Source organism: Thermotoga caldifontis AZM44c09, from assembly GCF_000828655.1.
Classification (GTDB): Bacteria; Thermotogota; Thermotogae; order Thermotogales; family DSM-5069; genus Pseudothermotoga_A; species Pseudothermotoga_A caldifontis.
In genome coordinates this window covers 417084-440714 of the sequence record NZ_AP014509.1, presented here as the reverse complement: position 1 = coordinate 440714, position 23631 = coordinate 417084, and the positions used below count along the sequence as shown (strand labels likewise).

General features: G+C 49.6%; 22 protein-coding genes. 14 read left to right on the top strand and 8 right to left on the bottom strand.

Translation table 11 applies throughout. The features are described from left to right. Window positions 1–61: 61 nt before the first annotated feature. The gene (locus TSP01S_RS02145; protein ID WP_041076075.1) at window positions 62–1318 is read right to left on the bottom strand and encodes a dicarboxylate/amino acid:cation symporter; all 1257 of its coding nucleotides are present in this window, start codon (window positions 1316–1318) and stop codon (window positions 62–64) included. Window positions 1319–1501: 183 nt separating this feature from the next. Then, window positions 1502–2131, bottom strand: a complete 630-nt coding sequence (locus TSP01S_RS02140; protein ID WP_231848589.1) for a carbohydrate ABC transporter permease — start codon at window positions 2129–2131, stop codon at window positions 1502–1504. 42 nt (window positions 2132–2173) lie between these two features. Here TSP01S_RS02140 and TSP01S_RS10385 point away from each other — a divergent pair, with 42 nt between their 5' ends. The 7 genes from TSP01S_RS10385 to TSP01S_RS02115 all read left to right on the top strand — a co-directional run bounded on the left by TSP01S_RS10385 (window position 2174) and on the right by TSP01S_RS02115 (window position 8630). Beyond that, window positions 2174–2395 carry an ATP-binding protein gene (locus TSP01S_RS10385; protein ID WP_052463456.1) on the top strand — a complete coding sequence of 74 codons (222 nt, stop codon included), beginning with the start codon at window positions 2174–2176 and terminating at the stop codon, window positions 2393–2395. 223 nt (window positions 2396–2618) lie between these two features. Beyond that, window positions 2619–2741: a hypothetical protein gene (locus tag TSP01S_RS10380; RefSeq protein ID WP_231848588.1), complete on the top strand. Its 123-nt coding sequence runs from the start codon at window positions 2619–2621 to the stop codon at window positions 2739–2741. Further along, window positions 2719–3066, top strand: coding sequence for a hypothetical protein (locus TSP01S_RS10375; protein WP_231848642.1), 348 nt, complete (start codon window positions 2719–2721; stop codon window positions 3064–3066). The genes TSP01S_RS10380 and TSP01S_RS10375 overlap by 23 nt, the downstream gene beginning before the upstream one ends. Before the next feature lie 192 nt (window positions 3067–3258). Then, window positions 3259–4485 carry an ABC transporter substrate-binding protein gene (locus tag TSP01S_RS02130; RefSeq protein WP_041076073.1) on the top strand — a complete coding sequence of 409 codons (1227 nt, stop codon included), beginning with the start codon at window positions 3259–3261 and terminating at the stop codon, window positions 4483–4485. Between the two features lie 86 nt (window positions 4486–4571). Next, window positions 4572–5459 (top strand): carbohydrate ABC transporter permease, encoded by an 888-nt coding sequence (locus tag TSP01S_RS02125; RefSeq protein WP_041076071.1) that lies wholly within the window; start codon window positions 4572–4574, stop codon window positions 5457–5459. After that, entirely contained in the window at window positions 5460–6266 is an 807-nt protein-coding gene (locus tag TSP01S_RS02120) for a carbohydrate ABC transporter permease (RefSeq protein WP_041076069.1), read from the top strand. Between the two features lie 6 nt (window positions 6267–6272). Beyond that, entirely contained in the window at window positions 6273–8630 is a 2358-nt protein-coding gene (locus tag TSP01S_RS02115; RefSeq protein ID WP_171816794.1) for a glycoside hydrolase family 2 protein, read from the top strand. Between the two features lie 210 nt (window positions 8631–8840). On the opposite strand, the gene TSP01S_RS02110 is transcribed toward TSP01S_RS02115, so the two are convergent. Next, window positions 8841–10046 carry a carboxylesterase family protein gene (locus TSP01S_RS02110; protein WP_231848587.1) on the bottom strand — a complete coding sequence of 402 codons (1206 nt, stop codon included), beginning with the start codon at window positions 10044–10046 and terminating at the stop codon, window positions 8841–8843. 347 nt (window positions 10047–10393) lie between these two features. Between TSP01S_RS02110 and TSP01S_RS02105 the strand changes: the two genes are divergently transcribed. After that, a complete protein-coding gene (locus tag TSP01S_RS02105; RefSeq protein WP_041076065.1) occupies window positions 10394–11401 on the top strand; it encodes a LacI family DNA-binding transcriptional regulator in 1008 nt (335 codons plus the stop codon). Window position 11402: 1 nt separating this feature from the next. On the opposite strand, the gene TSP01S_RS02100 is transcribed toward TSP01S_RS02105, so the two are convergent. The 3 genes from TSP01S_RS02100 to TSP01S_RS02090 all read right to left on the bottom strand — a co-directional run bounded on the left by TSP01S_RS02100 (window position 11403) and on the right by TSP01S_RS02090 (window position 14628). Further along, window positions 11403–12701 (bottom strand): M20/M25/M40 family metallo-hydrolase, encoded by a 1299-nt coding sequence (locus TSP01S_RS02100; RefSeq protein ID WP_041076063.1) that lies wholly within the window; start codon window positions 12699–12701, stop codon window positions 11403–11405. A gap of 10 nt (window positions 12702–12711) precedes the next feature. Next, window positions 12712–14106 carry a YfcC family protein gene (locus TSP01S_RS02095; RefSeq protein WP_041076061.1) on the bottom strand — a complete coding sequence of 465 codons (1395 nt, stop codon included), beginning with the start codon at window positions 14104–14106 and terminating at the stop codon, window positions 12712–12714. A gap of 159 nt (window positions 14107–14265) precedes the next feature. Next, window positions 14266–14628, bottom strand: a complete 363-nt coding sequence (locus TSP01S_RS02090; RefSeq protein ID WP_231848586.1) for an ABC transporter permease subunit — start codon at window positions 14626–14628, stop codon at window positions 14266–14268. Window positions 14629–14799: 171 nt separating this feature from the next. Between TSP01S_RS02090 and TSP01S_RS02085 the strand changes: the two genes are divergently transcribed. Then, on the top strand, window positions 14800–16065 hold the full coding sequence (locus TSP01S_RS02085; protein WP_231848585.1) for a ClC family H(+)/Cl(-) exchange transporter: 1266 nt from the start codon (window positions 14800–14802) through the stop codon (window positions 16063–16065). A 116-nt stretch (window positions 16066–16181) separates the two neighbouring features. Here TSP01S_RS02085 and TSP01S_RS10415 read toward each other — a convergent pair whose 3' ends face one another. Continuing rightward, window positions 16182–16295 (bottom strand): hypothetical protein, encoded by a 114-nt coding sequence (locus TSP01S_RS10415; RefSeq protein WP_408033231.1) that lies wholly within the window; start codon window positions 16293–16295, stop codon window positions 16182–16184. Between the two features lie 99 nt (window positions 16296–16394). Beyond that, window positions 16395–17738: a GntP family permease gene (locus TSP01S_RS02080; protein WP_041076059.1), complete on the bottom strand. Its 1344-nt coding sequence runs from the start codon at window positions 17736–17738 to the stop codon at window positions 16395–16397. Between the two features lie 381 nt (window positions 17739–18119). Here TSP01S_RS02080 and TSP01S_RS02075 point away from each other — a divergent pair, with 381 nt between their 5' ends. From TSP01S_RS02075 to TSP01S_RS02055, 5 genes are read left to right on the top strand one after another with little or no spacing between them, the layout of a single operon-like run. Next, window positions 18120–19028 (top strand): diaminopimelate dehydrogenase, encoded by a 909-nt coding sequence (locus TSP01S_RS02075; RefSeq protein WP_041076057.1) that lies wholly within the window; start codon window positions 18120–18122, stop codon window positions 19026–19028. A gap of 34 nt (window positions 19029–19062) precedes the next feature. Continuing rightward, window positions 19063–20616, top strand: a complete 1554-nt coding sequence (locus TSP01S_RS02070; protein ID WP_041076055.1) for an ABC transporter substrate-binding protein — start codon at window positions 19063–19065, stop codon at window positions 20614–20616. A 45-nt stretch (window positions 20617–20661) separates the two neighbouring features. Continuing rightward, complete coding sequence (locus tag TSP01S_RS02065) at window positions 20662–21582, top strand: ABC transporter permease (RefSeq protein WP_041076053.1); 921 nt, start codon at window positions 20662–20664, stop codon at window positions 21580–21582. 13 nt (window positions 21583–21595) lie between these two features. Continuing rightward, window positions 21596–22477 carry an ABC transporter permease gene (locus TSP01S_RS02060; RefSeq protein ID WP_041076051.1) on the top strand — a complete coding sequence of 294 codons (882 nt, stop codon included), beginning with the start codon at window positions 21596–21598 and terminating at the stop codon, window positions 22475–22477. Window positions 22478–22486: 9 nt separating this feature from the next. After that, entirely contained in the window at window positions 22487–23629 is a 1143-nt protein-coding gene (locus TSP01S_RS02055; protein WP_041076049.1) for a C40 family peptidase, read from the top strand. Window positions 23630–23631 lie beyond the last annotated feature (2 nt).

Sequence of the window (23631 nt, the reverse complement as noted above, 5' to 3'; positions counted from 1 at the left end):
GTTGGTAAGATTATACAACTCAAGGAATGAAAAATGCAGCCAGTCGTCCGCCCAGATCAGTTCACTCTGCTTCTGCTTCGGTGAGTTTCTTCTTCATCCAGTCCTTTCCTTCGAGCAACCTTGTGACCATCATCGCGGCAACTGTGTCCCCCGTGGCGTTCACCATGGTTGCCGGAGGATCGACCAAGTAACCTATCATCGCGATGATCGGGAAGGCTTCGGGTGGAAAACCGTACAGACTAACGATCAACATCTCTCCAATGAGTCCACCACCAGGAACACCTGACATCACAACACCACTGAGCACCGCAACGAAGAAGGCCGTCACGAACGTTCCTATACCACTGAAAGGCATTCCGAATATGCCAAAGAGAAAAGAAATCTTGAGTATGGCACTGATGCAGGAACCATCCATGTGCATCGTGGCACCGACGGGAAGAACGATTTCCCTTATGTCTTTCGGTACACCGAGTCTTTTCGCCGCTTTCAAGTTCACCGGTAACGTGGCCAGACTGCTCTGCGTGGCGAGGGCAGTGATGGCTGGTTCGAAGATCGCCTTGAAGAACTTCTTCGTTCCCTCTTTACCAGCGGCGAAGTAGGAATAAGCAGCGAACGCTATGAAAAAGTATACGATGGAAAGTGGATAATAAACCAGCATCGCCCTACCGTAAGCACCCAGAAGCTGTGGGCCGAAATCTCCAACGAGTGCGGCAAAGTACGCACCCAACCCGATCGGCGCGTAGTACATGATGATGGAGATCATCTTGATCATCGCCTCTGAGAGGATATTCAAGAGTTTAACCAGCGGCTCAGCCTTCTCCTTCAAAAGGCTTATGCTCAAGCCGAGGAGGATCGAGAAGACGATCAGGGGCATCATGTTCCTTCTGGAAAGTAGCGACTGAAAATCGTTCACTGTGAACGCTCTCACGATCTGGTCAGCCGTCTTCAACAGTTGAATCTCTTCAGCCTGTGAAAGTTCCAGCTTTACCCCCTTGGCTGGTGGATAGATCACAACGACGATCGTTGTGATGACAGCAGCTATCAATCCTGTGATGATGAACACCGCGAGCATCGTACCGAGGATCTTACCCAACCTTCTCAAGTTCGCCATGCTGGCAACGGCGCTCGTGACGGTGACCAGGACCAAGGGTACGACGATGGTGAACATCAAGTTCAGAAAAACATCGCCGAGTGGTTGTAGAACGGTGGCCCTTTTACCCAGGATCAAGCCGAGAACGCTACCGATAACGATGGAGAGCAACAGGACCACGGGGAATCTGTACGACCTCCAAACGCTGTGCCCTTTCACCTCAGTCATCCGCAACCCTCCTCTGAGAAAGCGATCATGAAGTGGTTTCACGAACCTGAAAGGTTCGTGTTGGGCAAATTATAGCATTTTTGCTCGATGAAAAAGAAAAATTTGGCTGAAAAGTTGAACAAAAAGCCTATCACACTACAAATGCGGATCTACTCGAGATCCCTCCATTCGCCAAGGGACGGCTCAATCCTTCTTCGCTGTGAACAGCTCGGCGCCGGGGACGAAGTACTTTGTGAGGGTGAGGAATAGAACGAACATGGGAATGCTGGCGATCACGGCAGCTGCCATCATCGCTCCTTCGTTGGTGTACTTTTCCATGGCGAACTGGATTATGTACAGAGGGATGGCACACTTTTCAGGACTCTGGACGATCAAGAGAGGCCATATGAGGTTGTCCCACTGGGATCTGAACGTCAAAACACCGAGCGTGGCGAGCGCTGGTGTGCTGTTCGGAAGAATTATCCTGAAGTAGATTCCAAGCTCACTCACGCCATCGATCCTCGCTGCGTCTATGAGCTCATCGAGGAACGTGACGAGGAACTGCCTCATCATGAACACACCGAAGGCGTTCATCAACAGCGGAACGATCAATCCCGCATAGGTGTCCTGCATCTTCAAGCTTGTGACGATCAAATACAGCGGAATCATTATGGCTTCGAACGGTATCATCATCGTGGCCAGTATCGTGAGGAGAATGAGCGTTCTGCCCTTGAAGCTGTATTTGGCGAGGCCGAAACCAGTGAGCGAGCATAGAAAAACAGTTCCAACGGTTGTCAGAAACGCTACGATGAAAGAATTCCAGATGCACCTCACACACAGAAACTTCAGCTCGCCATCAAGAATGAAGAGATCCACGTGATCGAACTGAATCCCAGAGTCTCGAGAACGTTTCCATTCGTGAGCAAGGCGATCGGAATATTGGTGGCCAAGATCGCCGCGAAGGTGCTCGTGGGAAAGAAACTCGTCGAGCTCCTAAAACCTTACTTTCCATACAGAACGAGGAAGAAAGTTTGGAGAAACTGGAAGATTTTCCCGGCAAACTGCTGCCAACACCGTGGCCTGCGTACCATTCCGTGAAAGAGGTTGTCATACCGTTCCACAAGTTTTCAAACGTGGACGCTCTGCTCGGACCGGAGATGAAATCTACCGGCGAAGTGATGGGAATCGGTCGGACTTTCGCCGAGGCGTTTGCTAAGGCTCAGATAGCTGCCAGCAGTTCGTTTCCAAAAAAAGCAATCCTCGCACCGTCAGGGACAAGGACAAACGAGAGATCGTTCCACTCGTTTCTTGTCTCTACGATTTGGGATTCGAAATCTACGCCACCAACGGTACAGCAAGAATCCTGAACGCTGTGGGCGTTCCCGCCACGGTTGTACCAAAGTTTGGTGAGACCAAACGTCGTGGATTTGATAGAACAACATAAAGTTGATCTGGTGGTCATCACTCAATCGCCTGAACGTAAGGAAGATACCCAGCTCGATCTGGAAGCCAAAGCACCGTTGAAGTTTGAGAGTCGAAGAAGCGTCGGATACAAAATCAGAAACGCTGTGCACAAGAACAGAATACCTTGCATCACGACGATAGAAGCCTTCAGAGCCATGGTGTCTGCAATCAGAGAATCGAGGTTGAAAGATTTCTCACTCCGAATCCTTAAAGAGTGGCACATATCGAATTTTCCCACAATGAGTTCTTTGTCACACGCTGATCGGGCGCCTATTGAAAGTGTGGCTGGAGGGCTTCACGGTTGAATGATCAAAAAATCTAAGGAACGGGCCCTGCTGGAGAAAATTCAGTACCGTGACACATTAGCGTTACTTTTTTACTTGAATCTTCGGTATGCTTGTTATAGCTACTTTTTTCATTGATTTTTGCCTTTTGACTTATGTGAACGTTCATGGTATCGTTATTACAGCAATGAGTCAATCAGTGGGGGTGATTGCATGAAAAGGTTGTTGGTAGCCGTTCTCTTGCTGAGCTTTGTACTCCTTGCCTCGGCAAAAACTACGATCACGGTATGGACGTTCTTTGGCGGCGGAGAAGGGTTTCTGGTCACTGAACTCATCAAGAAATTCAACGCTGAAAATCCGGACATCGAAGTGGTCGAGCAAATCGTCGAATGGGGTCAACTCTACAACAAGTTGATCACAGCGATTTCGGCTGGAGATCCACCGGATGTGTCTGTCATGCACCTCGCGGTTCTACCAGATTTTGCGTCGAGAGGCGCGCTCACCGCGCTCGACAAGTACGTGTCGAAGGAGATACTCCAAGATTACGTACCCGAAATCGCAGCGAAGGCTCACTACGAAGGGAAACTGTACGCAGTACCCTTCGATACTCATCCACTGGTTCTTTACTACAATAAAAAGCTCCTGAGGCAAGCTGGTTTGGTGGGCGAAAAGGGCGAGGTGCTGGTGCCAAAGACATGGGATGAACTCCTGAGTTACGCGAAGCAGGCGAAAGAAAAACTTGGTCTTGAGGTTGGAATCAGCAGCGAAATCGGTGCCATGATGGGAGAGAGGCTCTTCATAGCTTATTACACACAGCTCGGTGGGCAGATTTACGATGAAAAAACGAAGACCCTGAAGCTTGAGTTCGACAAGGTGAAAAAGACTTATGAATTCATCAGCAACCTTTACACCAGCGGAATAATGAAAACGATGAGCTATGATACGGCCGAATCCCTCTTCCAGAACAACCAATCACCGTTCCATCTCAACGGCGTCTGGGTGATGGCGGTATATCCTACTCTGAAAGATTTCGAGTTCGGTGTGACCAGCATACCTGCTCTGCCTGGCAGCAAGTCCTACACTTGGGCAGACAGCCACACCTGGGTGATTCCGAAGAAACCGAAGGACGATCCCGCGAAGATTGCAGCCGCGGTGAAATTCATCGAGTGGTTCGCAAGAAATGCCGCAGAGTGGGCGAAAGCCGGTCATTTGCCAGTTTTGAAGAACGTTCTGAACTCGGAAGCGTTCCTTGGATTACCGATGAGAAAAGACTACGCACATGTCGCTAATTTGGTGGTTCCAGCACCGAGCATGAAGGGATGGGTTGAAGTCAGACAAAAGATGTGGGAGATTGGAGAAGCAGTGATTCTAGGGAACATGACACCCGAGGCAGCAACGAAGGAATTGATCGATTTCGTCAAGCAGGTCGTGGAAGATTGAAGCCTCATTTCTGCTCACGGGAGGGAGGATCTCCTCCCTCCTTTTTCTCTACTTTTCTCTACTGACCTGGGGTGAGGTGAAACAGTATGGCGGTTTATCGAAAAAGGAGACATGCACTGCTCGCATACCTGCTTTTTGCACCTTTCTGTGTCTTACTCTTCGTTTTCAGATTGATCCCTTTCGTGAACTCCATAAGGATGATCTTCTACAAATGGGACATTCTGGGAACTCCGAAATACATTGGCCTCGGAAATTTCACAAGAATGATGTCTGATAAAGTTTTCTGGTCGAGCCTGTGGCACACAGTCTATTTCGTCATATTGACGGTGCCACCAATCGTGGTACTCTCCTTCCTCATAGCCTTGTTGATAAATTCAAGGATCAGTTTCAAAGGTTTTCTCAGGAGCGCTTTTTATCTGCCTTACACACTCACCATATCCGTGGTTTGTCTGACCTGGCAAATGCTGTACAACCCGTACTTTGGATTGATCGGAAGGATGATGAAAGCCGTTGGGCTTCAACCCATCAACTGGTTAGCAGACCCAGTGTGGGCGATGCCGGCGATCGTCATCACCACAGTTTGGTGGACAATTGGTTTTTGTATTGTACTTTACCTTGCGGGTCTCCAGCAGATTCCTGCTTCTTACTACGAAGCAGCCGAGTTGGATGGGGCGAACGGTTTCCAAAGAATGTTCTACATAACGATTCCCCTCCTCAAGCGAGTTCATGTGCTGGTACTCGTTACACAGATCATCGCATCGTTACAGATCTTCGGTCAGGTGTACATAATGACCGGTGGAGGGCCTGCCGGTAGGACCAGAACCTTGATGCAGTACGTGTATGAACAAGGCTTTCGATACTTCCGTATGGGCTACGCGCAGGCCATGGCTTTCGTGCTTTTCCTGGTCATGCTCGTGTTCGCATACTTACAGCTCCGTCTCATGATGACCTCTGCCAAAGAGGAGCTGATATGAATGAGACTCAAAAAGTATCTACTCACGATCTTTGCGGTCGCACTCGCTTTGCTGTATCTTGTACCACTCATATGGATGAGCTTGGCTTACTTTCAAACCGAGAAGGACATACTCGCCGGCAAGTGGATACCGAGCCAATGGTTCGTGGAGAATTACAAGATAGTTCTTCAGAGAGCCAAAATGAGGGCCTGGTTCACGAACAGCTTGATCTCGTCCGTGGGGGCAACGGTGGGCATCCTTGTGATCTGCATTCCTGCGGCTTATGCGGTGAGTCGAATGGAATTCCCCGGAAGAAGGATTTTGTATCTGCTCTCGCTGACAGGTTTCATGATACCTACCCCAGCGATCGTGATACCGCTGTATCTGGTGGTCAGAAAGTTCGGTTTGGTGAACAACCTGCTCGGCATAATCATCCCCGCCCTGCCTTCTTCGATGGCCGTGTTCATACTCTCGCAATTCATGAAGGCGATACCCTTGGATTACGAAGAAGCCGCACGTCTGGATGGAGCGAGCGAACTCGACATCATGCTGAAGGTGATCCTGCCCATGTCGCTTCCCGCGGTGGTGACCGTGGCGGTCCTACACTTCACATGGATCTGGAACGACTTCTTCTGGCCACTCATAGTGATGACTTCTGACAAGATGTACACGTTACCGGTAGGTTTGGTGGCACTCGCTGGCTCGGATGTGAACATACGCTATGGACCTATAATGGCGGCAAACGTCATAGCTTCCTTACCTGTGATCGTGGTTTACGTCTTCATGCAAAGGTATTTGACACGTGGAGTGGTGCTGAGTCTCAGGTGAGGGGTGGTGAAGTTGAGGTTGAACCTGAACGAGGGCTGGAGCTTCTCTCTGGATGGAATTCATTACAGTGAAGTGAACCTGCCACACGAGGTGCCCTGGGAGAAGGTGAAAGATCGATGCAATCATGTCATCTACAAAAAAACGCTCGATCTGAGAGGATTCGAAAAGAAGAGAATACTCCTCTATTTCCATGGGATCGACTACGATTCTGTGATCTTCGTGAACGATTCTGAGCTGTTACACCACGTGGGCGGCTACGATGCGTTCAAGGTGGACATCACCGACCAATTGAGGTTCAACGGGAAAGACAGTCTGAAGATATTCGTTTCGGACGTCGATCTTTCAGAGCAATCCAACATCGTTGCGGGCAAGCAGGACTGGTACGGTAACGCGTGTGGAATGGTCCAGAAAGTTGAGCTCTGGATCGTTGAAGAAACGTATGTAGATTCGATCAGGGTGCTTCCGAGGAAAGATCTGAGGACCGTCGACTGCGAAGTTCATTTTTCAGACGGAAAGCCACACGAATTCAAAGCCGTTCTCATAGATCCTCTGGGACGCGAAGTCTGGCAAAGGAATTACAACCACGACAGATTCACGTTCGAAGTCGAAAATCCCATGCTCTGGGATCTGTCCAATCCGAGACTCTACAGACTGATCGTGGAATTTGCAAATGAAAAGCTGGAGGTGAGGTTCGGCCTCAGATACGTCGAAGCAGAAGATGGGAAAATACTCCTCAACGGGGAACCTGTCTACATCTTCGGAGCGCTCGATCAGAACTTCTACCCCGACACGCACTATATTCTTCCAGAGCGGGAAAAGCTCCTCCACGAGATGCTCAAAGCCAAAGAGATGGGGCTCAACCTGCTCAGGTATCACGTGAAGGTACCCGACCAGGACTACCTTGAAGTCGCGGATGAGCTTGGGATCTTAGTATGGATCGATCTTCCGTACGCGAGAGAACTGGATGAAGATGGCAGAAAGTATCTGGAGAACCTTCTGGAAAACGTGCTGAAACGCCACGTGAACCATCCATCTTTCGTGATTCTGAGCCTGATCAACGAAAGCTGGGGGATAGACCTTTCGAAGAACGCCTCCGAAGAAACGAAGAACTGGATAAGGAGTCTCTACGAAAGAGCGAAATCCATAGACCCAACGCGTCTCTACGTGGACAACTCCGCCTGTCCATGGAACTACCACGTTGTGTCCGACATCGATGACTACCACTTCTACAACGCCTTTCCGTACCACAACGAGCAGTGGAAAAAGAGAATCGAAGATTTCGCCATTGGTAGCTACGAAACTTTCCTTGAAAGGCCCACCCGCAAGCTTCCAAAGCTCGTTTCGGAATTCGGCGTCTGGGGACTTTCGGACCCGAAGGGCTGGACAAAAGATTGGTCGAAATTTCCCATCACCGTGATGGGTAAAAGCTTTGAAGGTTCTGAACCTGCCAAGGCGATGGAGAAGATGGCACAGTTTCACAACCTGGACGATCTGATCTACCAAGCACAGCTACATCAGTTCTTCGGATTGAAATATCAGGCTGAAGCGATACGCTTACAATCCACGATAAGTGGTTACGTGATCACCGAGTTCTCCGACATCGCCTGGGAGGCGAACGGCCTGCTGGATTACAACAGATCTCCGAAGTTCTTCCACCATCTGATGAAGACGATCAATCAACCTGTGGTGTGCGTTGTGCCCGATCACAGATCGATACTGCTCGAAGCTGAGGAGTACCGGGCTCAGATTTACGCTGTGAACAACACCTTAAAGCAACTGGAAGCCGAACTCTTGGTTCGAACAGAAAGGAACATTCTGAAGAAGGTTTGTGTGAAACTGGAACCTTGGTCGGCACAGAAAGTTGCAAACGTACAGGCTCAGATCGAGCCGAATGCGCAGTACGTTTTTCTGGAGCTCTTCGAAGGTGAAGAACTTCTGAGTCGAAACTTCTATCCGGTGATGGTGCTTGGAAAAAAGAAGGGAAACGACATAGACATAGTCTGGGTGGATGCAGAAAACTTCAACGATGATGAACTTTTCTGCATCAACGAAAACGATAAGATCTACGGGGTGCTCGACTTTTCTGGAGACTGGCTGAGCGCCATAACGATATTCAACACAAAAAGGCACGTCAACCTCGCTGCGTTGCTCTGGGGACTTGGAGAGCTGGCGACAGACAAATTGCTGTTTTCGAAGGATCCATCCACCATGAATACGGAAAACTCCTTGATCAGTAAGATAATCGGCTGGGGTTACGCCTGTGCATCGCTCCTGTACGTTCGGGAAAATGACCACAAAAAACAGATCCTCACGACGTTGAAACGTTGCGAACTTTCAGAGAGCTTGATCCGAGAAATACTCTGATTCACGCTCATTGCTCGAGTAACAATCGTCATCTCATCTGAACTCTCGAACGATCCGCCACGATCGCTGTGGTCTGCGTCAGTTCGCGGCTCTCCACCAAACTTTTTGCGGCTTTTAAAGCCCATGAGTTTGTTTGTTACATCCTTCTCACCCTCTGAGAATCGAAAAGAGAGCCCGCGAGGGGCTCTCTTGAAAGTATGACTTTCACAGTTATTTACTCTGTGAGAACAGCCATTCTATCACTTCTTGATTATCGTAGGTGGGTTGCCAAGACGAATGAGGTACCCAGTCTTCGAGTCCAGGGTTGTCAGTTCTCCACCCAAGTTGTTTCAAGTATCTCAGCACGAATCCTTTCTCGTATTCGGTGTATCTGACCTTTCCACCGATCTCTGCGAGCTTCTTGACAAGAATTCGAGAGCTTGCCACCGGAACAACGGGATCATCTTCCGCGTGGAAGACCCAGATAGGTATGTCCTTTATCCTTTCAACTTTGTTGACGTCTCCTCCTCCACATATCGGTATCGCCGCCGCGAAGAGTTCAGGAAATTCCATGATGGCAGTCCAGGTTCCGGCTCCTCCCATGAACAGTCCGGTGACGTAAATTCGCTTTTCGTCTATGTTGTATTCCTTCTTGAGTTTCTTTATGAGATTCACCACCACACGAATCGTATCCAGGGACCAGAAGCTGTTCGGAGGGCACTGCGGTGCAAGGACGAAGCACGGATGAACCTGCTGGTGTCTTGGCTCCGCCCAGACAACTGCCCCACGGTTCGATGCAAGCTGTATGTAGTTGTCCGTTCCCCTCTCTCCTCCTCCGTGCAGGAAGACAACCAGTGGATATTTCTTGTTAGCATCCACATCTTTTGGTACGAAGAGTCTGTAAGCTATTTCAATATTCTTTTCTGCATCTTTGAAAGTGAAGGCAAGAAAATCATCGATGATGAGATGCCTTTCACCCGTCTGTTTCGACACAAAAGGTTCAACCTCTTTCCCGTCCACATCCAAGATCGGAACGAGCTGCGAGACGATGTAGTCCAGTTTTGCACGCACATTAGGCGATCCATAAATAAAGGTACCTGCGTTTGGATCCCAAGGGTCGAGTTCCAAGATCACGTACTTTCCGCGGTTTCTGAAGACGCTGAAAGAAACTTCACCGGTGTTGTTCGCGTAGACTTTTGTGATCGTTCTTGGAGAATAGGTATCACCACTTTTCGCTCTCACGACGAACTGATTCGGTGAAAGCTTTTGACCGTCGATTTCGACAGGATATTCGATGACAACGGCGAAGACCCTCTCGACGTCTGGAAAAACCTTTGTAACAAGAGTTACGCTACGCACGGACATGCCCTCCTCTGCGAAGAGTGTTGAGAAAATTCCCAAGATGACGAGAAGCAAAATCCCCCTTCTGAGATTCATAAACACACCTCCCCACTTACTGAGTGTTTCTAAGCGTTTCATAATAGTACTCGAATATTACTCTTTTCTTTCCAAACTGTTGCTCATGAATCACACAGACGATGATCTTTTTCCAGTTTGAGACTCTTCAGCGGGAGTAGGGCTTCTGTAACACGTTCGCGTTCAGATTCGTTGTCATGTTTGTAAGCGAGACGCTCGACGGCGCGCTCTTCTCGCAACGTTGCTGTGAGACTTGGAGAGTTAACGACGGACGAATTGTTGGTTTCGAAAGATGTCCATCCACCATGAATACGGAAAACTCCTCGATCGGCACGATGATCCAATTTTGCTATATTATTGCTTAGGTGATGCACGTGAGAAAATACGTCACCATGAGAGACATCGCCGAGAGAGCCGGCGTTTCTGTGAACACGGTCTCGAGGGTGCTGAACAACAAACCGGACATCAGCAAGGAGACACGCGAAAAGATATTGAAGATCGCAAAGGAACTGGGTTACATAAAGAACGTGACCGCTTCGGCATTGCGCAGCCGCCAGACGAGGATCGTCGGTGTCATACTCGAAGACATCACGAATCTGTTCTTCGCCGAAGTGATGAAAGGTATAGAAGCAGCGGCGAGGAAGCAAAACTATCAGTTGCTGCTCATGAACACTGGGACCGATCCGAAAAAGCAGAGAGAGGCCATACAGACGCTTCTGGAAAGAAGGGTCGAAGGCATCGTGATAACCCCCTCAGAAAACGGTTTGAGCGATCTGGAAAAACTGGCCTCGATCAACGTGCCCGTCGTCATCGTTGGAAGGCATTTTGAAGGCTTGCAGCTCGATGAGATACACAGCGATGAGGTGAAGGGAGGATATTTGGCAACGAAACATCTGCTTTCAAAGGGCAGAAAGAACATACTGTTTATAAACTCCGTACCGGAAAATTCCGCCGCGAGGATGCGAGAGGAAGGATACCGAAAAGCATTGCGTGAGGCCAAGGTTTTCCTTCCGGAAGATTACATCATCGTGACTGCCGATCCCAACATGGAAGCAGGTTATCGTGCCGTTTTCAAAGCTGTGGAGAAGAAACTTCCTTTCGATGGCATCTTCTGCTATAACGACATGTTCGCGTTCGGAGCCATCAGGGCGCTCGAAGAACTCGGCAAAAGAGTGCCACAGGACGTTGCCGTGGTGGGTTACGACGATGTGACCCTCTCTTCGTACTACAGACCTTCTCTCACGACGATCAGGATAAACAAGTTCGGCCTTGGCTTTGAAGCGTTCAAAATGCTTTTTCAGAGAATGACCGGAAGACGAAAAAAGCCGAAGCGTACGATCATGGACGTCGAACTGATCGTGAGGGAGTCCGCCTGAATCAAAGTTTTCGCATCAACTCCGAGTAGAAGTCACACATGTGTTGGTAAGCCTGAATGGATATCCTCTCGTTCCTTCCGTGTACGGTCTCGAGGTCCCGCTTCGTCATCCTTATTGGAGAAAATCTGTATATGTCTTTGCACAGATGTTTGTAATGTCTCGAATCGGTTCCACCTATGGTCAGAAAAGTTGAAATCACGGCATCGGGAAAGACGTTCTCCATCGTTTCGACGAGTTTCTGGTAAAAGTCCGTTTCGGTGTTTGATTGTTCCACAGGATCTGAAACTTCCCACTTTTCGCTTCTCACAACCTCTACATCGAGATCCTCAACGATCTTTCTTATCCTTTCGAAAACTTCCTTCGCAGTTTCACCCGGAACGATCCTGCAGTTCACCGTTGCCGTGACCTGTTCGGGTATGACGTTGTCGGCGACACCCGCGTTCAGCATCGTCACACACATGGTTGTTCTGAGCATCGCGCTGGCTGTCGGCAACTTCGAAAAGAAAAGGTCGATCAGAGGTAGGAAAAATCGCGGATGTTTCAGAACAACGCTCAACGGAAAGGTTGTGAAATGGCCCAGCGTTTTCAGAAAATCCTCCACGGCACCGATCAGGATCGGTTTCGATCTGTATTTCGAGATACGCGTTATCGCTTTAGCCATCCGTTCAATGGGAGCGTTTCTGTAGGGAGCGGAAGAATGACCACCAGGGCCTTTCGCCACTAAATCGAAACTCGCAAACCCTTTCTCCGCGATGCCAATCAGCGCCAGGGGTTTGTCCACGCCGGGAAAAACGCTCTCAACGATGGCGGAACCTTCGTCGAGGATGGCCTTGATTCTGATCTTTCTGTTTTCAAGATGTTCCGCCAATTTCTGCGCACCCATATAGCCTTTCGTTTCTTCGTCGAAGCCGAACGCGAGCAGAAGATTGTGCTTCGGCGTGAAATTCCTTTCCAGCAAGCCCTCCACAGCTTCCATGAGTGCCATCAAACTGGACTTGTCGTCCAGAGCACCACGACCCCAGACATAACCGTCTGAAATTTTCCCAGAAAAAGGAGGATGGATCCAGCCTTCTTCCTCCGCAGGTACCACATCCATGTGAGCCAAAAACAGCAGTGACTCCTCGGCACCCACGTCCCACTCGTAGAGTAGCGCGTACTGGTTGATCCTGTGAACCTTCAGTTTCGAATGGATCAGCGGGAACGACCTTTCAAGAAATTCGTGGAACTTCAGAAATTCCTCCCATTTCCCCGCAACGGTTCGAAAACGTATCGATTCCGAAAGCCTTTCAATTTTGTCCATGCCCATCACCTCAGAAAGGACCGTACTCGATCAGAACTGCCACGATGAGAAAGATAACAGTCACAAGAAAAACGAGAATCTGCAGCGATATCGTCTTTTTGAACCACTTAAAGTAGCTGAAACTCGCCAGCGATAGAGATATCAAGAGCACGGGATTCGTTGGAAAGATCATATTGGAGAAACCATCTCCGAAGATGAAGGACAGCACCAGAACTTGCCTGGAAAGTCCCGTGAGCTGGGCGATAGGAACCAGCAGGGGCATCAACAAAAACGCCTTCGCCGAAGCGGAAGGGATGAAGAAATTCAAAACCAGCACGATGAGATAGACCATCAGTGCAACTCTTATATGTCCACTTCCAAGCAGACCGACAGCTCGATGGAGGATCGTGTCCATGACCATACCTCGCTCAACGACATGCTTGATGCTCGCCGCGAGCAGTATCAACAGCGTCGATGGTAAGATGGTCAAAAGGCCTCTGGAGAAGATTTTGAGAACGTTCAAAAAACCAGCCTTCGCAGAAAGCCCACAGAAGAAACCCATCAAGAGATAGATCAGAGCGATCACAGGGACCAGATAAGTCTGCAACGCTGTGAAGAAAAATGCTATAAGGATGACTGCGACCATCAAAATCACGAAAAACACGAACGTTCTGAAAGCCCTCCTGGTAGTACTGTCGACAGTTTCGATGTTCTGTTCGTTCACACTCGCGTTCCTACCGAACTTCTTCGAATATCTCAGAAGGAAGAAAATCAAGAGCGAATAGATCGCTACGAAAATCAAGATTCTGAACAGCAAACCCGAAAATGCGGGAAGTCCTGCGAGGCTCTGCGCCAGCAATACCGTGAAGGGATTGAACGTGGCAGCAGAAAATCCAAAGCCTGCCGCCAGAATGCTCATTCCAAGGCCCAGAAATTCGCCCCAGCCCATCTGCAAAGAAAGCTGAACCACGATGGGTACGAATGGAACAACTTCCTCGAATAGACCCAGCATGGAACCGAACAACATGAAAACCAAGGTGACCATCGCGATGAGAAGATTCTTCCTGTTTTTGAAGCGAACGATCAGAGAGAAAACGGCGTAGTTCAGAACGGACGTTTCGTGAAGGATGGAGAAAGAACCGCCGACCACGAGTAAGAGCAACAGGAGGGCCACGATCCTCGGTCCATCCGGGCTCAGCAGGACCTCGATCGGTGCCGTGAACCACCTGTAGATGGGCAACCTCTTTGTCTCAAGAGGTCTATAGGAATTGAAGTCGACAAATGTTTTCCCATCTATGGTATGCCTCTCGAAGGTTCCTGTCGGAAGCACGCGTGTCAGAAAACCAGCAACGATGAGCAGAACGAACAGTATTAAGAAAGAAGAAATGAAAACATTTCTATTGATTGAGAAGGCAGACTTTTGCAAGAAATCGCCCCCTGACTCATCCTTTCTTTCTGGTTATTCTATCATTTGAACGCCTTTTTGTCCAAATTGGAAAGAATGAAAACGATCGAAACGTGGAACGTTCGTTTTAAGAATAGATCGCTCAGGATCTTACCAGCCGGGTGACAACCTTCGAAAGCTTCAACCTTTTATTCCACTGCTCGTGAGCGATTTGACGAAGAGATCCTGCAGGAAGAAGAACAAGAGCAGTGTCGGTGCGAGCGCGATCATTGTTCCTGCCATTATGATTCCCCAGTTGTTCGAAGATTCCGCGTTTATGATCATGTTGATGGCCACCTGCACGGTCTTCATCCTATCATCCATGGCCACGATCATGGGCCAGAGGTACATGTTCCACGCGTAGGTGAAGTTTATGATCGCAGCACCGGCAATTATGGGTCTTGAAAGTGGAAGTATGATCTTCAAAAAGTACTGCATGGCGGATTCACCCATTTGCGTTGCTGCCCAGTCTCTCTCGAGTTCTCTTTTAAAACCAAGTGGCACCTTCCAAGGTACTCCTTTGTGACAAGTGATTTTGTTTTGGCTCTACCAAACTGTCAATTCACTGAAAAAAATGGATGTTACTCTGCTGATTGAAACCAGACGAATTTGCAGGTGGGAGAAAAGGTGGATCAGCGTTCGAATTTTTTGTACGCCTTATTGCGAAGCGCTCTGATGGGATCTGTCGCCGGTGTCATTGTCGCTTTGTACAGACTTTGCATAGTCAAGGTAGATAACGTTAGAACGCTACTGGCGCTGAATCACAGCTTCCTCCTGTGGGTAATACTGTCAATATTCATTGCTCTCATCTTAGAGGTTGTTGTTCGAAGGCTTCCTTTCATCAGTGGTAGTGGTATACCACAGGTCAGGGCTTTGATCGCAAAGAAGATGGATTACGATCCACTGAAGGTATTGACTGGCAAATTCGTCGGGGGTATACTGGCAATCTTCAATGGTCTTTCGCTTGGGAGAGAGGGACCGTCCATACATATCGGCTCGACGGTTGGACACTGGTTCTACAACAAGTTTGGTGGTCTCGATTCTCAAAGAGAGCAATTCATAACAGTTAGTGCTTGTGCCGGGCTTGCCGCAGCTTTCAACGCACCCTTGGCAGCGATTGCCTTTTCAGTGGAAGAACTTCAAAGAAGTTTTTCTCTACAAAATGCTTTGAATTGTGCGGTTGCGGTGGTCAGTGCTGATCTCGTTTCCAAATTGTTTTTTGGTACAGGTCCAGTATTTTCCATTCATTTGGAAGGCGTTTTGCCTGTTAAGTATTATGGATTGGTTGTGCTATTGGGAACTCTTCTCGGGGTATCAGGATGGCTTTTTGAGAGATCACTTTTGTGGTTTGTTGACATCTTTAAGAAAATCAAGAGGTTCCATATCTTGATTCCAACAGCCCTGGCGTGGTTTTTCATGTTGAGTCTGCCACAGGTATTGGGTGGTGGTCACGAACTGGTAGATGGTGTTTCGGCCGGTTTATTTTCTCTGAGGACTATTTTGATTCTACTCATCTGCAAGTTTTTCTTTACGTTGATCAGTTACGGCTCAAGGGCACCCGGTGGGATCTTTTTACCGATGGTTGCGATCGGTGCCATGATAGGTTCGCTGTATCACCAGGCGATTACTTCTGTGGGGATTGTTGATGTTTTCTATCTGCCGAATTTCGCAATCTTAGGCATAGCAGGTTTTCTCACCGCCGTTGTGAGGGCTCCATTGACCAGTGTTGTGCTCACCGCCGAGCTTGTAGGGTCATTCGGGCATTTCATGACTCTACTGCTTGTATCAATCGTCGCTTACATAGCATCGGGATTTCTCGAAACAAAACCAGTCTACGATGAATTACTCAAAATGGTTTCACAGAGCACTCATCCGTATGCAGACAGCCAAGAAGCAGAGCTTTCTGCTGAGAGAGAAGGCGAGGGCACAGACCCCGCCTAAACTTGCACAAAGGATAGTTCTTGTACAGTCGAATTTTTGTCAACGAGTGCCAATTAGTTTTAATTTCTCTTGCCCGACCACTATCACTGAGTGACATCTTCGCCTGTGAGCACGGTTCAACAAACAACGTTCAGCCAGACCACCATGGGCCCTGCCTCTCTGTTCGCCCACAGATGGTATGGTACCAAGGTAATTCGCCCATGGCTTTTTTCCTTGCGAGCCGAATACACTCTGTAGAGCCGCTCCTGCGCTGGAAAACAATATCCTTAAATTTTGCAAAGACCCCGAGGTCAGCGCCTCGGGGTCTGTTTACCAAATGATATGATTGATCATATCAGGAGAAGACTCAAAACCCAGACTACAACCGCAGCTGTAATACCTTCGATTAGTGTGCCGAAAGTTTGGAGCCTGTAACCTGTTTTAACATCCATCTTTGAAAGCTGTGAGACTACCCAAAAATAGCTATCATTAGCGTGTGATACGACCATAGAGCCTGCTCCTATCGCTACGACGACGAGAGCTTTTGCCATCGCAGAGGTGAACCCTAAAGAATCCATAAGAGGAGCCAACAGGGATGAAGTGGTTATTATAGCCACTGTGGATGAACCCTGAGCCGTTTTGATTGCCGCAGCTATTATGAAAGGTAGCCACATTCCAAGGTTCGCAGTCGAAAGATACTGACCTATGACGTTCGCTATACCAGAATTCTGTAGAACTCTGCCAAATGAGCCACCAGCCGCAGTAATAAGAATTATAAAGCCAGCCTGTTGTACAGCTTGACCAACCCAGCCTGTCATCGAGAATATCTCACTGTCGAGCTTCCTCGGCAGCAAAAACGCAACGAGTACCCCTATCATCAGTGCCGTTACTGGATGACCAAGGAAGCCAACAAAATCGCGGAACAGACTCTGACCAAACGGTTTCGTCGGAAAGTCGGAAATAGATTTTAAAACAATAAGAATTATCGGAAGAACAATTGGAAGAAACGCACTCGCCGCCGATGGTGCTTCCTTCATCTTCTTATGGATCTCTTCCTCCGTCAATTCCGGCTCGGGGTCTATGTATATTTTTGAAGCGAGTTTTATTGAGAACAACCACCCTACGATTATCGCTGGAACAGATACTATCAAACCCATCAATATTGTGAGACCCAAATCCGCACCCAAGGCACCTGCAGCGGCAACTGGGCCCGGGGTTGGTGGAACCATAGTGTGCGTTGCGTAAAGCCCCAGGCTCAGTGCTATTCCAGTTGTTGCAAGTGAAAGGTTCGCACGTTTTGTCAAAGCTTTGTTGAGGGGGGTTAGAATAACGAAACCAGAATCGCAGAAAACAGGAATAGAAACTATGTATCCTATAATACTCATAGCTAACGGTACATTTCTCTTACCTGTCAGTTTTAACACAGACTCTGCCATTGTAAATGCTCCACCGGATCTTTCAAGAAAAAAACCAATGATCGTTCCCGCAGTAATCACTATACCTATGGAACTCACAGTTGCACCAAAACCATCCGTGATGGATTTTACTATGTCGCCCAACTTCATCCCAGACAGTAACCCATATAAAAATGCAGCAAAAATCAACGCGAGAAATGGATGTAGTTTCCAGCGAACGGTGGAATAAATGATAAAAACAATCGCCAGGAACAACAAAACAACCATCCAAACCGCCATGTTTCCGCCTCCTCTTTATCAGATATCAGATTCTTGGCTCTACGTTTCATCTTTAGCCGCTTTAGCCGCAATCTCCACCGTTCCTAGTTACCTGGTATGAAACTCAGTTACAAAAATTTGGCAAAATTACGCTCAGAGCGACTGTGCAAAGGGCTCAAATATGTTTCTACTTGTTTTATAACATCACTCAAAGTTATGCTTTGCTTTTGCAGGTAACGATCGTGTTAAGAATTCTCTCCATCTGGAAAAGAAACGCAAAGGGTTACTTCAAAGCTTATAAGATTTGTATGTTAAGTCTGTTTCTTGACTTTATGTATTAAAATGTGGTAACCTGTGTTTCGTAGAGTTCATCGATGTGTTTCGTAGAAAGCGAGGGGGAAAATGCAAAAGATCAAGGTGGCCATCGTCGGCATGGGGAACGTCGGAAGGTACGTTCTTCAAGCGGTGAGAGAGTCAGAAGATATGCAGCCTGTGGGGATCGTGGAGTTGCCAGAACGGGTGGCTCAGATCGCTGGTCAGTTCAGCGAGCTGCCTGTGACGAGCGACATCGACCAGCTTGAGAAACCAGACGTCGCGATTCTGGCGATCGACAGTCGGGCGGTGCCGAACGTTGCGTCGAAATTCCTTTTCAAAGGCATCAACACGGTGGATGCGTACGACATACACGGTTCTGAAGGCGCCCTGAGGTTGAAGAAACAGTTAGATGAGATAGCCAAAGAAAACAACTGCGTGGCGATCGTGTCTGCGGGGTGGGACCCCGGGACCGATTCGCTCGTGAGGGCGATCATGCAGATCATCGCACCAAGGGGAATCACCTGGACGAACTTTGGACCCGGTATGAGCATGGGTCACACGGTAGCGGTGAAGAGGATCGAAGGGGTGAGGGACGCCGTTTCGATCACCTGCCCGAAGGGTATGGGTGTGCACGCGAGGCTCGTTTACGTCGAGCTGGAGGAAGGCTACGATTTCGCAGACGTGGCGAAGAAGATCGCCGAAGATCCCTACTTCTGTCACGATGAGGTCTACATAAACCAGGTGAACAGCGTGAAGGACTTGATCGACATGGGCCACTGTGTGAAAATTGAAAGGAAGGGGACATCCGCAGGTGCCTGTAACCAGAAGATGGAGTACCACATGTCTGTGAACAACCCGGCTGCGACGGCACAGGTCATGGTGGCCGCAGCCAGGGCGAGTGTCAAACAGAAGCCTGGTTGCTATACGTTGCTCGAGATACCCTTGATCGATCTGCTGTTCGGAGAGAAAGAGGATTTGATTTGCAAACTGCTGTGATGTTTTCCCACAACTCAGTTTAGGGGGTGTTCGTATGAGAAAGGTCCTTCTGGTAGCGGTGCTGATCTTCGCAGTGGCAACGTTCTTCGCACAGGCTCCGAAGAGAGGCGGCGTGCTGCACGATTACTTCACGACCGACAGAATGACGTTCGACCCGCAGGAAGACACCACGCTGCAGACCTACGCGATGGCGAGGCTTTTGTTCAGCACCTTGGTGAGGTACAAGGGTGAGACGCTCGAACTCGAACCAGAATTGCTCGCGAAAATGCCGGAGATATCCGAAGACGGCAGAGTGTACACGTTCGAGCTGAAGAAGGGTATCAAGTTCCACGATGGAAAGACGGAACTCACCAGCGACGATGTGAAATTCACGATCGAGAGGATGCTCAATCCCAAGGGTCGCGGGGCGAGCAAGTGGCTGTTCGAGCCGATACTCGGCGCGGAAGCATTCATGAAAGGTCAATCGACGAGCCTGGAAGGCTTCAAGAAGATCGACGACTACAGATTCCAGATCATCCTGAAAGAACCCTACGCGCCGTTCCTGTACCACCTGGCGGTGCCCGGTGCGTCCATCTATTCGGAAAAACTCGTCAAGGCCGCAGGTGACAACTGGAGGCTCAACCCGGTTGGTACGGGTCCGTTCAGGCTGAAGAGACACGTTCCCAACACCGAGATCGTTTTCGAAAGGAACCCCTACTATTTCGAGCAGGGCCTTCCGTACTTAGACGGGATAGTCTTCAGAATAGTCCCAGACTCCACCACGGCGTTGATGGAGTTCGAAGCGGGAACGCTCGATCTGGTGACGATACCCGTGCTCGAGTACGAGAGGTTGAAAGCCTCCGGCAAGTACAACATCATTGAAAAAGAAGCGCTGAACACCTACTACTTCCTCATGAACATGAGCGATCCGAAATGGTCCAACCCGATCCTGAGAAAGGCCATGGCGATGGCGATCAACAAGAAAGAACTCGCAGAGGCAGTCTTCGGTCCCAGGGCGACGGTCGCCACCAGTTTCGTCACACCCGGTATTCCAGGTTCCTACCCGCTCGGTCAGGGACCCGCGTACGATTACAACCCCGAGGAAGCGAAAAAGCTGGTTGCACAGCTTGGAAACATCGGAAAGGTCACGGCCTGGCAATGGGGTGGAGATACATTGTCGCAACCGAACATCATAATCCAGGCGATGGCGAAGGAAGTCGGTATAGACCTGGAGATCATACCCGTTGAAAGTGCGGCGTTCCGGCAGGCAAGGCGCGAGGGCAAAATACCTGCGAACTACGGTAACTGGTGGGCCGACATTCCAGATCCAGACAACTACATCGGCGTGTTCTTCGGTGAGAACAACCAGATGTCCTCAGGCTACAACAACAAAGAGGTTCAGGAAATGATCAAGAAGGCAAGGGTTGAAGTAGATCCTGAGAAGAGAGCGCAGATGTACAGAGAGATAGAATACAAAATCATCAGAGAAGACGTGGCAGTCATACCGCTGTTCCACCTGAAATACCTGCTCGCAACTCAGAAGAACGTGCACGGTATAATCGCGCACCCAACGGGAATAACGGTATACCTCTACGCCTACAAAGAGTGAACCTTCGGGCGGGCCCTCGCCCGCCCTTTCAGGGGGAAAACGATAGTGGTTCAATACATCGTCCGCCGATTGCTCTATTCCATACCGGTCATTGTGGGTGTAACATTGATAACCTTCATCCTGCTCAACGTTGTGCCCGGGGACCCGGTTCTGGAAATGGTTGGAAAGTATGCGGATCCAGAAACGATCCAGCAGATCAGAGAACAGCTCGGGTTGAACGATCCTCTCGTGGTGCAGTATCTCAGATTCCTGTTCAACCTCCTGAGGGGAGATCTTGGCAGATCGTTCAAAACCAATCTGCCCGTTTCGAAGATGATCGCCGACACGTTCCCGACCACGCTCAAGCTGGCCCTCAGTTCGTACCTGGTGGCGATAGCGCTCGGGGTGACTACCGGCATCATCTCCGCCGTGAAGCAGTACTCTTTCCTGGATCGGTTCATGATGATCCTGGCGCTCGCCGGAATAAGCGCACCGGTGTTCTGGGTTGCAGTCGTGGCCCAACTGATCTTCGGTTTGAAGCTCGGCTGGTTTCCGATATCTGGTTACTACAGTTTCAAACACATGATCTTGCCGGCGATCGTTCTGGGTACGAGGTTCGCCGCTTCGATCGCGCGTTACACCAGAAGCGCCCTGCTGGACGTGATAAGACAGGATTACATAAGAACCGCCCGGGCCAAAGGTCTGGCGGAGAGGAGGGTGATCTTCGTACACGCACTCAAGAACGCGATGATACCAGTCGTCACGATCCTCGGAATGCAGCTGAGCGGGCTCCTGACAGGTTCGATCCTGACCGAAACTGTTTTCGCAATACCGGGACTCGGAAGGTTGTCTGTCTGGGCGCTGTCTCAACGCGATTTCCCACTCGTGCAGGGAACGGTGGTTTTCACGGCGATCGTTTACATTCTGGGAAACTTGATCGTGGACATATCCTACGCCTTTTTGAACCCGAGGGTCAGGTTGAAGTAGGAGGTAATCTTTCGTGGCTGAGAGGAAGGCCGCTTCATTGTACTCAGACGCCTTCAGAAGGTTGAGAAAGAACAAGGCTGCGATGTTCGGACTGATCTTCGTCATCTTCGTCACGTTCGTTGCCATATTCGCACCTTTGCTTGCCCCCGCAGATCCGAACAAGATCGATCTTCAAAACCGTTTGAAACCCATGGGCTCACCTTCGCGGATCTGCAAGAACGGTGTGTACCTGCTCGGCTCCGACGAGTACGGCAGGGACATCCTTTCAAGGTTGATCTACGGTGCGAGGATTTCGTTGACTGTTGGTGTCATGACCCAGCTCATCACCACGGCCATAGGGATCATCGTCGGCTCTCTGGCAGGGTACTACGGCGGGGTTATCGACATGGTGACGATGAGAGTTGCGGACATGCTCTTCGCGTTTCCGGAGCTCCTCTTTTACATAGGCATGATGTTCGCACTCGGTCCGGGTTTGACGAACATGTTCATAGCGCTCTCGGTGATCGGATGGGCGGGCAAGGCACGACTGGTCAGGAGCCAGGTCATATATCTGAAGGAAACCGAATTCGTCGAAGCCGCGAGAGCGCAGGGACTTTCAGACTTTCGCATCATCGTTAAGCACATTCTTCCGAACTGCATGGGTCCGATCATCGTCTCGGTGTCGCTCGGCATACCCGGTGCGATCCTTGCGGAGGCCGGTCTTTCGTTCCTCGGACTGGGCATCCTTCCACCAACACCGAGCTGGGGCAACATGATAAGGTCTGCGAGCGCGTATTTGCGAATCCAACCCTGGTACGCGGTCTGGCCCGGTGTGGTGCTCATGCTGGCCACTTTTGCCTTCAACCTTCTCGGAGACGGACTCAGGGATGCCTTCGATCCGAGACTGAAACAATGAAGGGAAGCGATGAAGGTGAAGAGGATGATTTTGATCTGCTCTATCCTGATCGTCATATCGCTCTTTGGGAGTGGTGTTAGCGTGGAAGGGCTGGAGACGGTGAAGCAACAGATCGAGTTGTTTAAAAGAGAATTCAACGTCGAGCCGAGGGAGACGGTGTTCGATGTCAAAGTTGCGGCAGAAGGTGGAAGGCTGAGCCTGTTCGGAGAAGTCTCGAACGCAGAGTTGAAAACCCTTCTGGTCGAAAGACTGAAAGAGCTCAACGTCACGTTCGAGGACAAAATAAAGCTCCTTCCGGACGAGTCTGTTGGAGAGAAGAAACACGCGGTGGTGAACGTGGTCGTTGCGAACCTGATGGACGCACCAGGAAGAACCCTTCAGAAGAACGCCGTGACACAGGCGCGGATGGGAGAGATACTGAAACTTCTGAAGAAGGATGGAGACTGGTACCTTGTGCAGATGGAAGATTCGTACTTGGGATGGATCGATGGGTCGAAGATCGTGACGATGAACGATGAGGAACTCAAAAATTACCTTTCGGGTCCTTTCGCACTTATCGTTGCCAGGTTCGCACAGCTTTACACGGCGCCGGAACCACAGGCAAGAACGCGGGAGAACCTCGTGCAGGGAACGACTCTACCGTGCATCAAAGCGGAGGACGAATGGTTGATCTTGAAGTTGCCCGATGGTAGAGAATTCTTCGTGGCTTCGAAGGATGCGGAACTGTTCGAAAGCCGTGACAAGGTGTTCGCCACGAAGAAGGATGCCCAGTACATCATCGAACTGGCGAAGCAACATCTTGGCTTGCCCTACCTCTGGGCGGGCACCACGTCTTACGGGTTCGATTGCTCTGGCTTCACACAGTTTTGCTTCAAAATGGCGGGTTATTTCCTGAGACGCGATGCGGACATGCAGTTCCAGCAGGGTGAACCCGTGCAGGATAGGAAGGAACTGAAACCAGGCGATCTTGTGTTCTTCCAAACCTACAAGGCTGGGCCGTCGCACGTCGGTATCTACATGGGAAACATGAAGTACATACACTCGGGTAGCAAGGGTGTTGCGATAAACAGCTTCGATCCCAGCGATCCGGACTATTCGGCGGATCTGGATAGAAAGTACATAGGAGCCAGAAGGATAATACCTCAAAGGTGATG

Bases quoted from the DNA above. Each gene is read 5' to 3' on its own strand.
- TSP01S_RS02145 (WP_041076075.1), bottom strand. From the start codon at position 1,318: ATGACTGAGGTGAAAGGGCACAGCGTTTGGAGGTCGTACAGATTCCCC.
- TSP01S_RS02130 (WP_041076073.1), top strand. From the start codon at position 3,259: ATGAAAAGGTTGTTGGTAGCCGTTCTCTTGCTGAGCTTTGTACTCCTT.
- TSP01S_RS02125 (WP_041076071.1), top strand. From the start codon at position 4,572: ATGGCGGTTTATCGAAAAAGGAGACATGCACTGCTCGCATACCTGCTT.
- TSP01S_RS02120 (WP_041076069.1), top strand. From the start codon at position 5,460: ATGAGACTCAAAAAGTATCTACTCACGATCTTTGCGGTCGCACTCGCT.
- TSP01S_RS02110 (WP_231848587.1), bottom strand. From the start codon at position 10,046: ATGAATCTCAGAAGGGGGATTTTGCTTCTCGTCATCTTGGGAATTTTC.
- TSP01S_RS02105 (WP_041076065.1), top strand. From the start codon at position 10,394: ATGCACGTGAGAAAATACGTCACCATGAGAGACATCGCCGAGAGAGCC.
- TSP01S_RS02100 (WP_041076063.1), bottom strand. From the start codon at position 12,701: ATGGACAAAATTGAAAGGCTTTCGGAATCGATACGTTTTCGAACCGTT.
- TSP01S_RS02085 (WP_231848585.1), top strand. From the start codon at position 14,800: ATGGGATCTGTCGCCGGTGTCATTGTCGCTTTGTACAGACTTTGCATA.
- TSP01S_RS02080 (WP_041076059.1), bottom strand. From the start codon at position 17,738: ATGGCGGTTTGGATGGTTGTTTTGTTGTTCCTGGCGATTGTTTTTATC.
- TSP01S_RS02075 (WP_041076057.1), top strand. From the start codon at position 18,120: ATGCAAAAGATCAAGGTGGCCATCGTCGGCATGGGGAACGTCGGAAGG.
- TSP01S_RS02070 (WP_041076055.1), top strand. From the start codon at position 19,063: ATGAGAAAGGTCCTTCTGGTAGCGGTGCTGATCTTCGCAGTGGCAACG.
- TSP01S_RS02055 (WP_041076049.1), top strand. From the start codon at position 22,487: ATGAAGGTGAAGAGGATGATTTTGATCTGCTCTATCCTGATCGTCATA.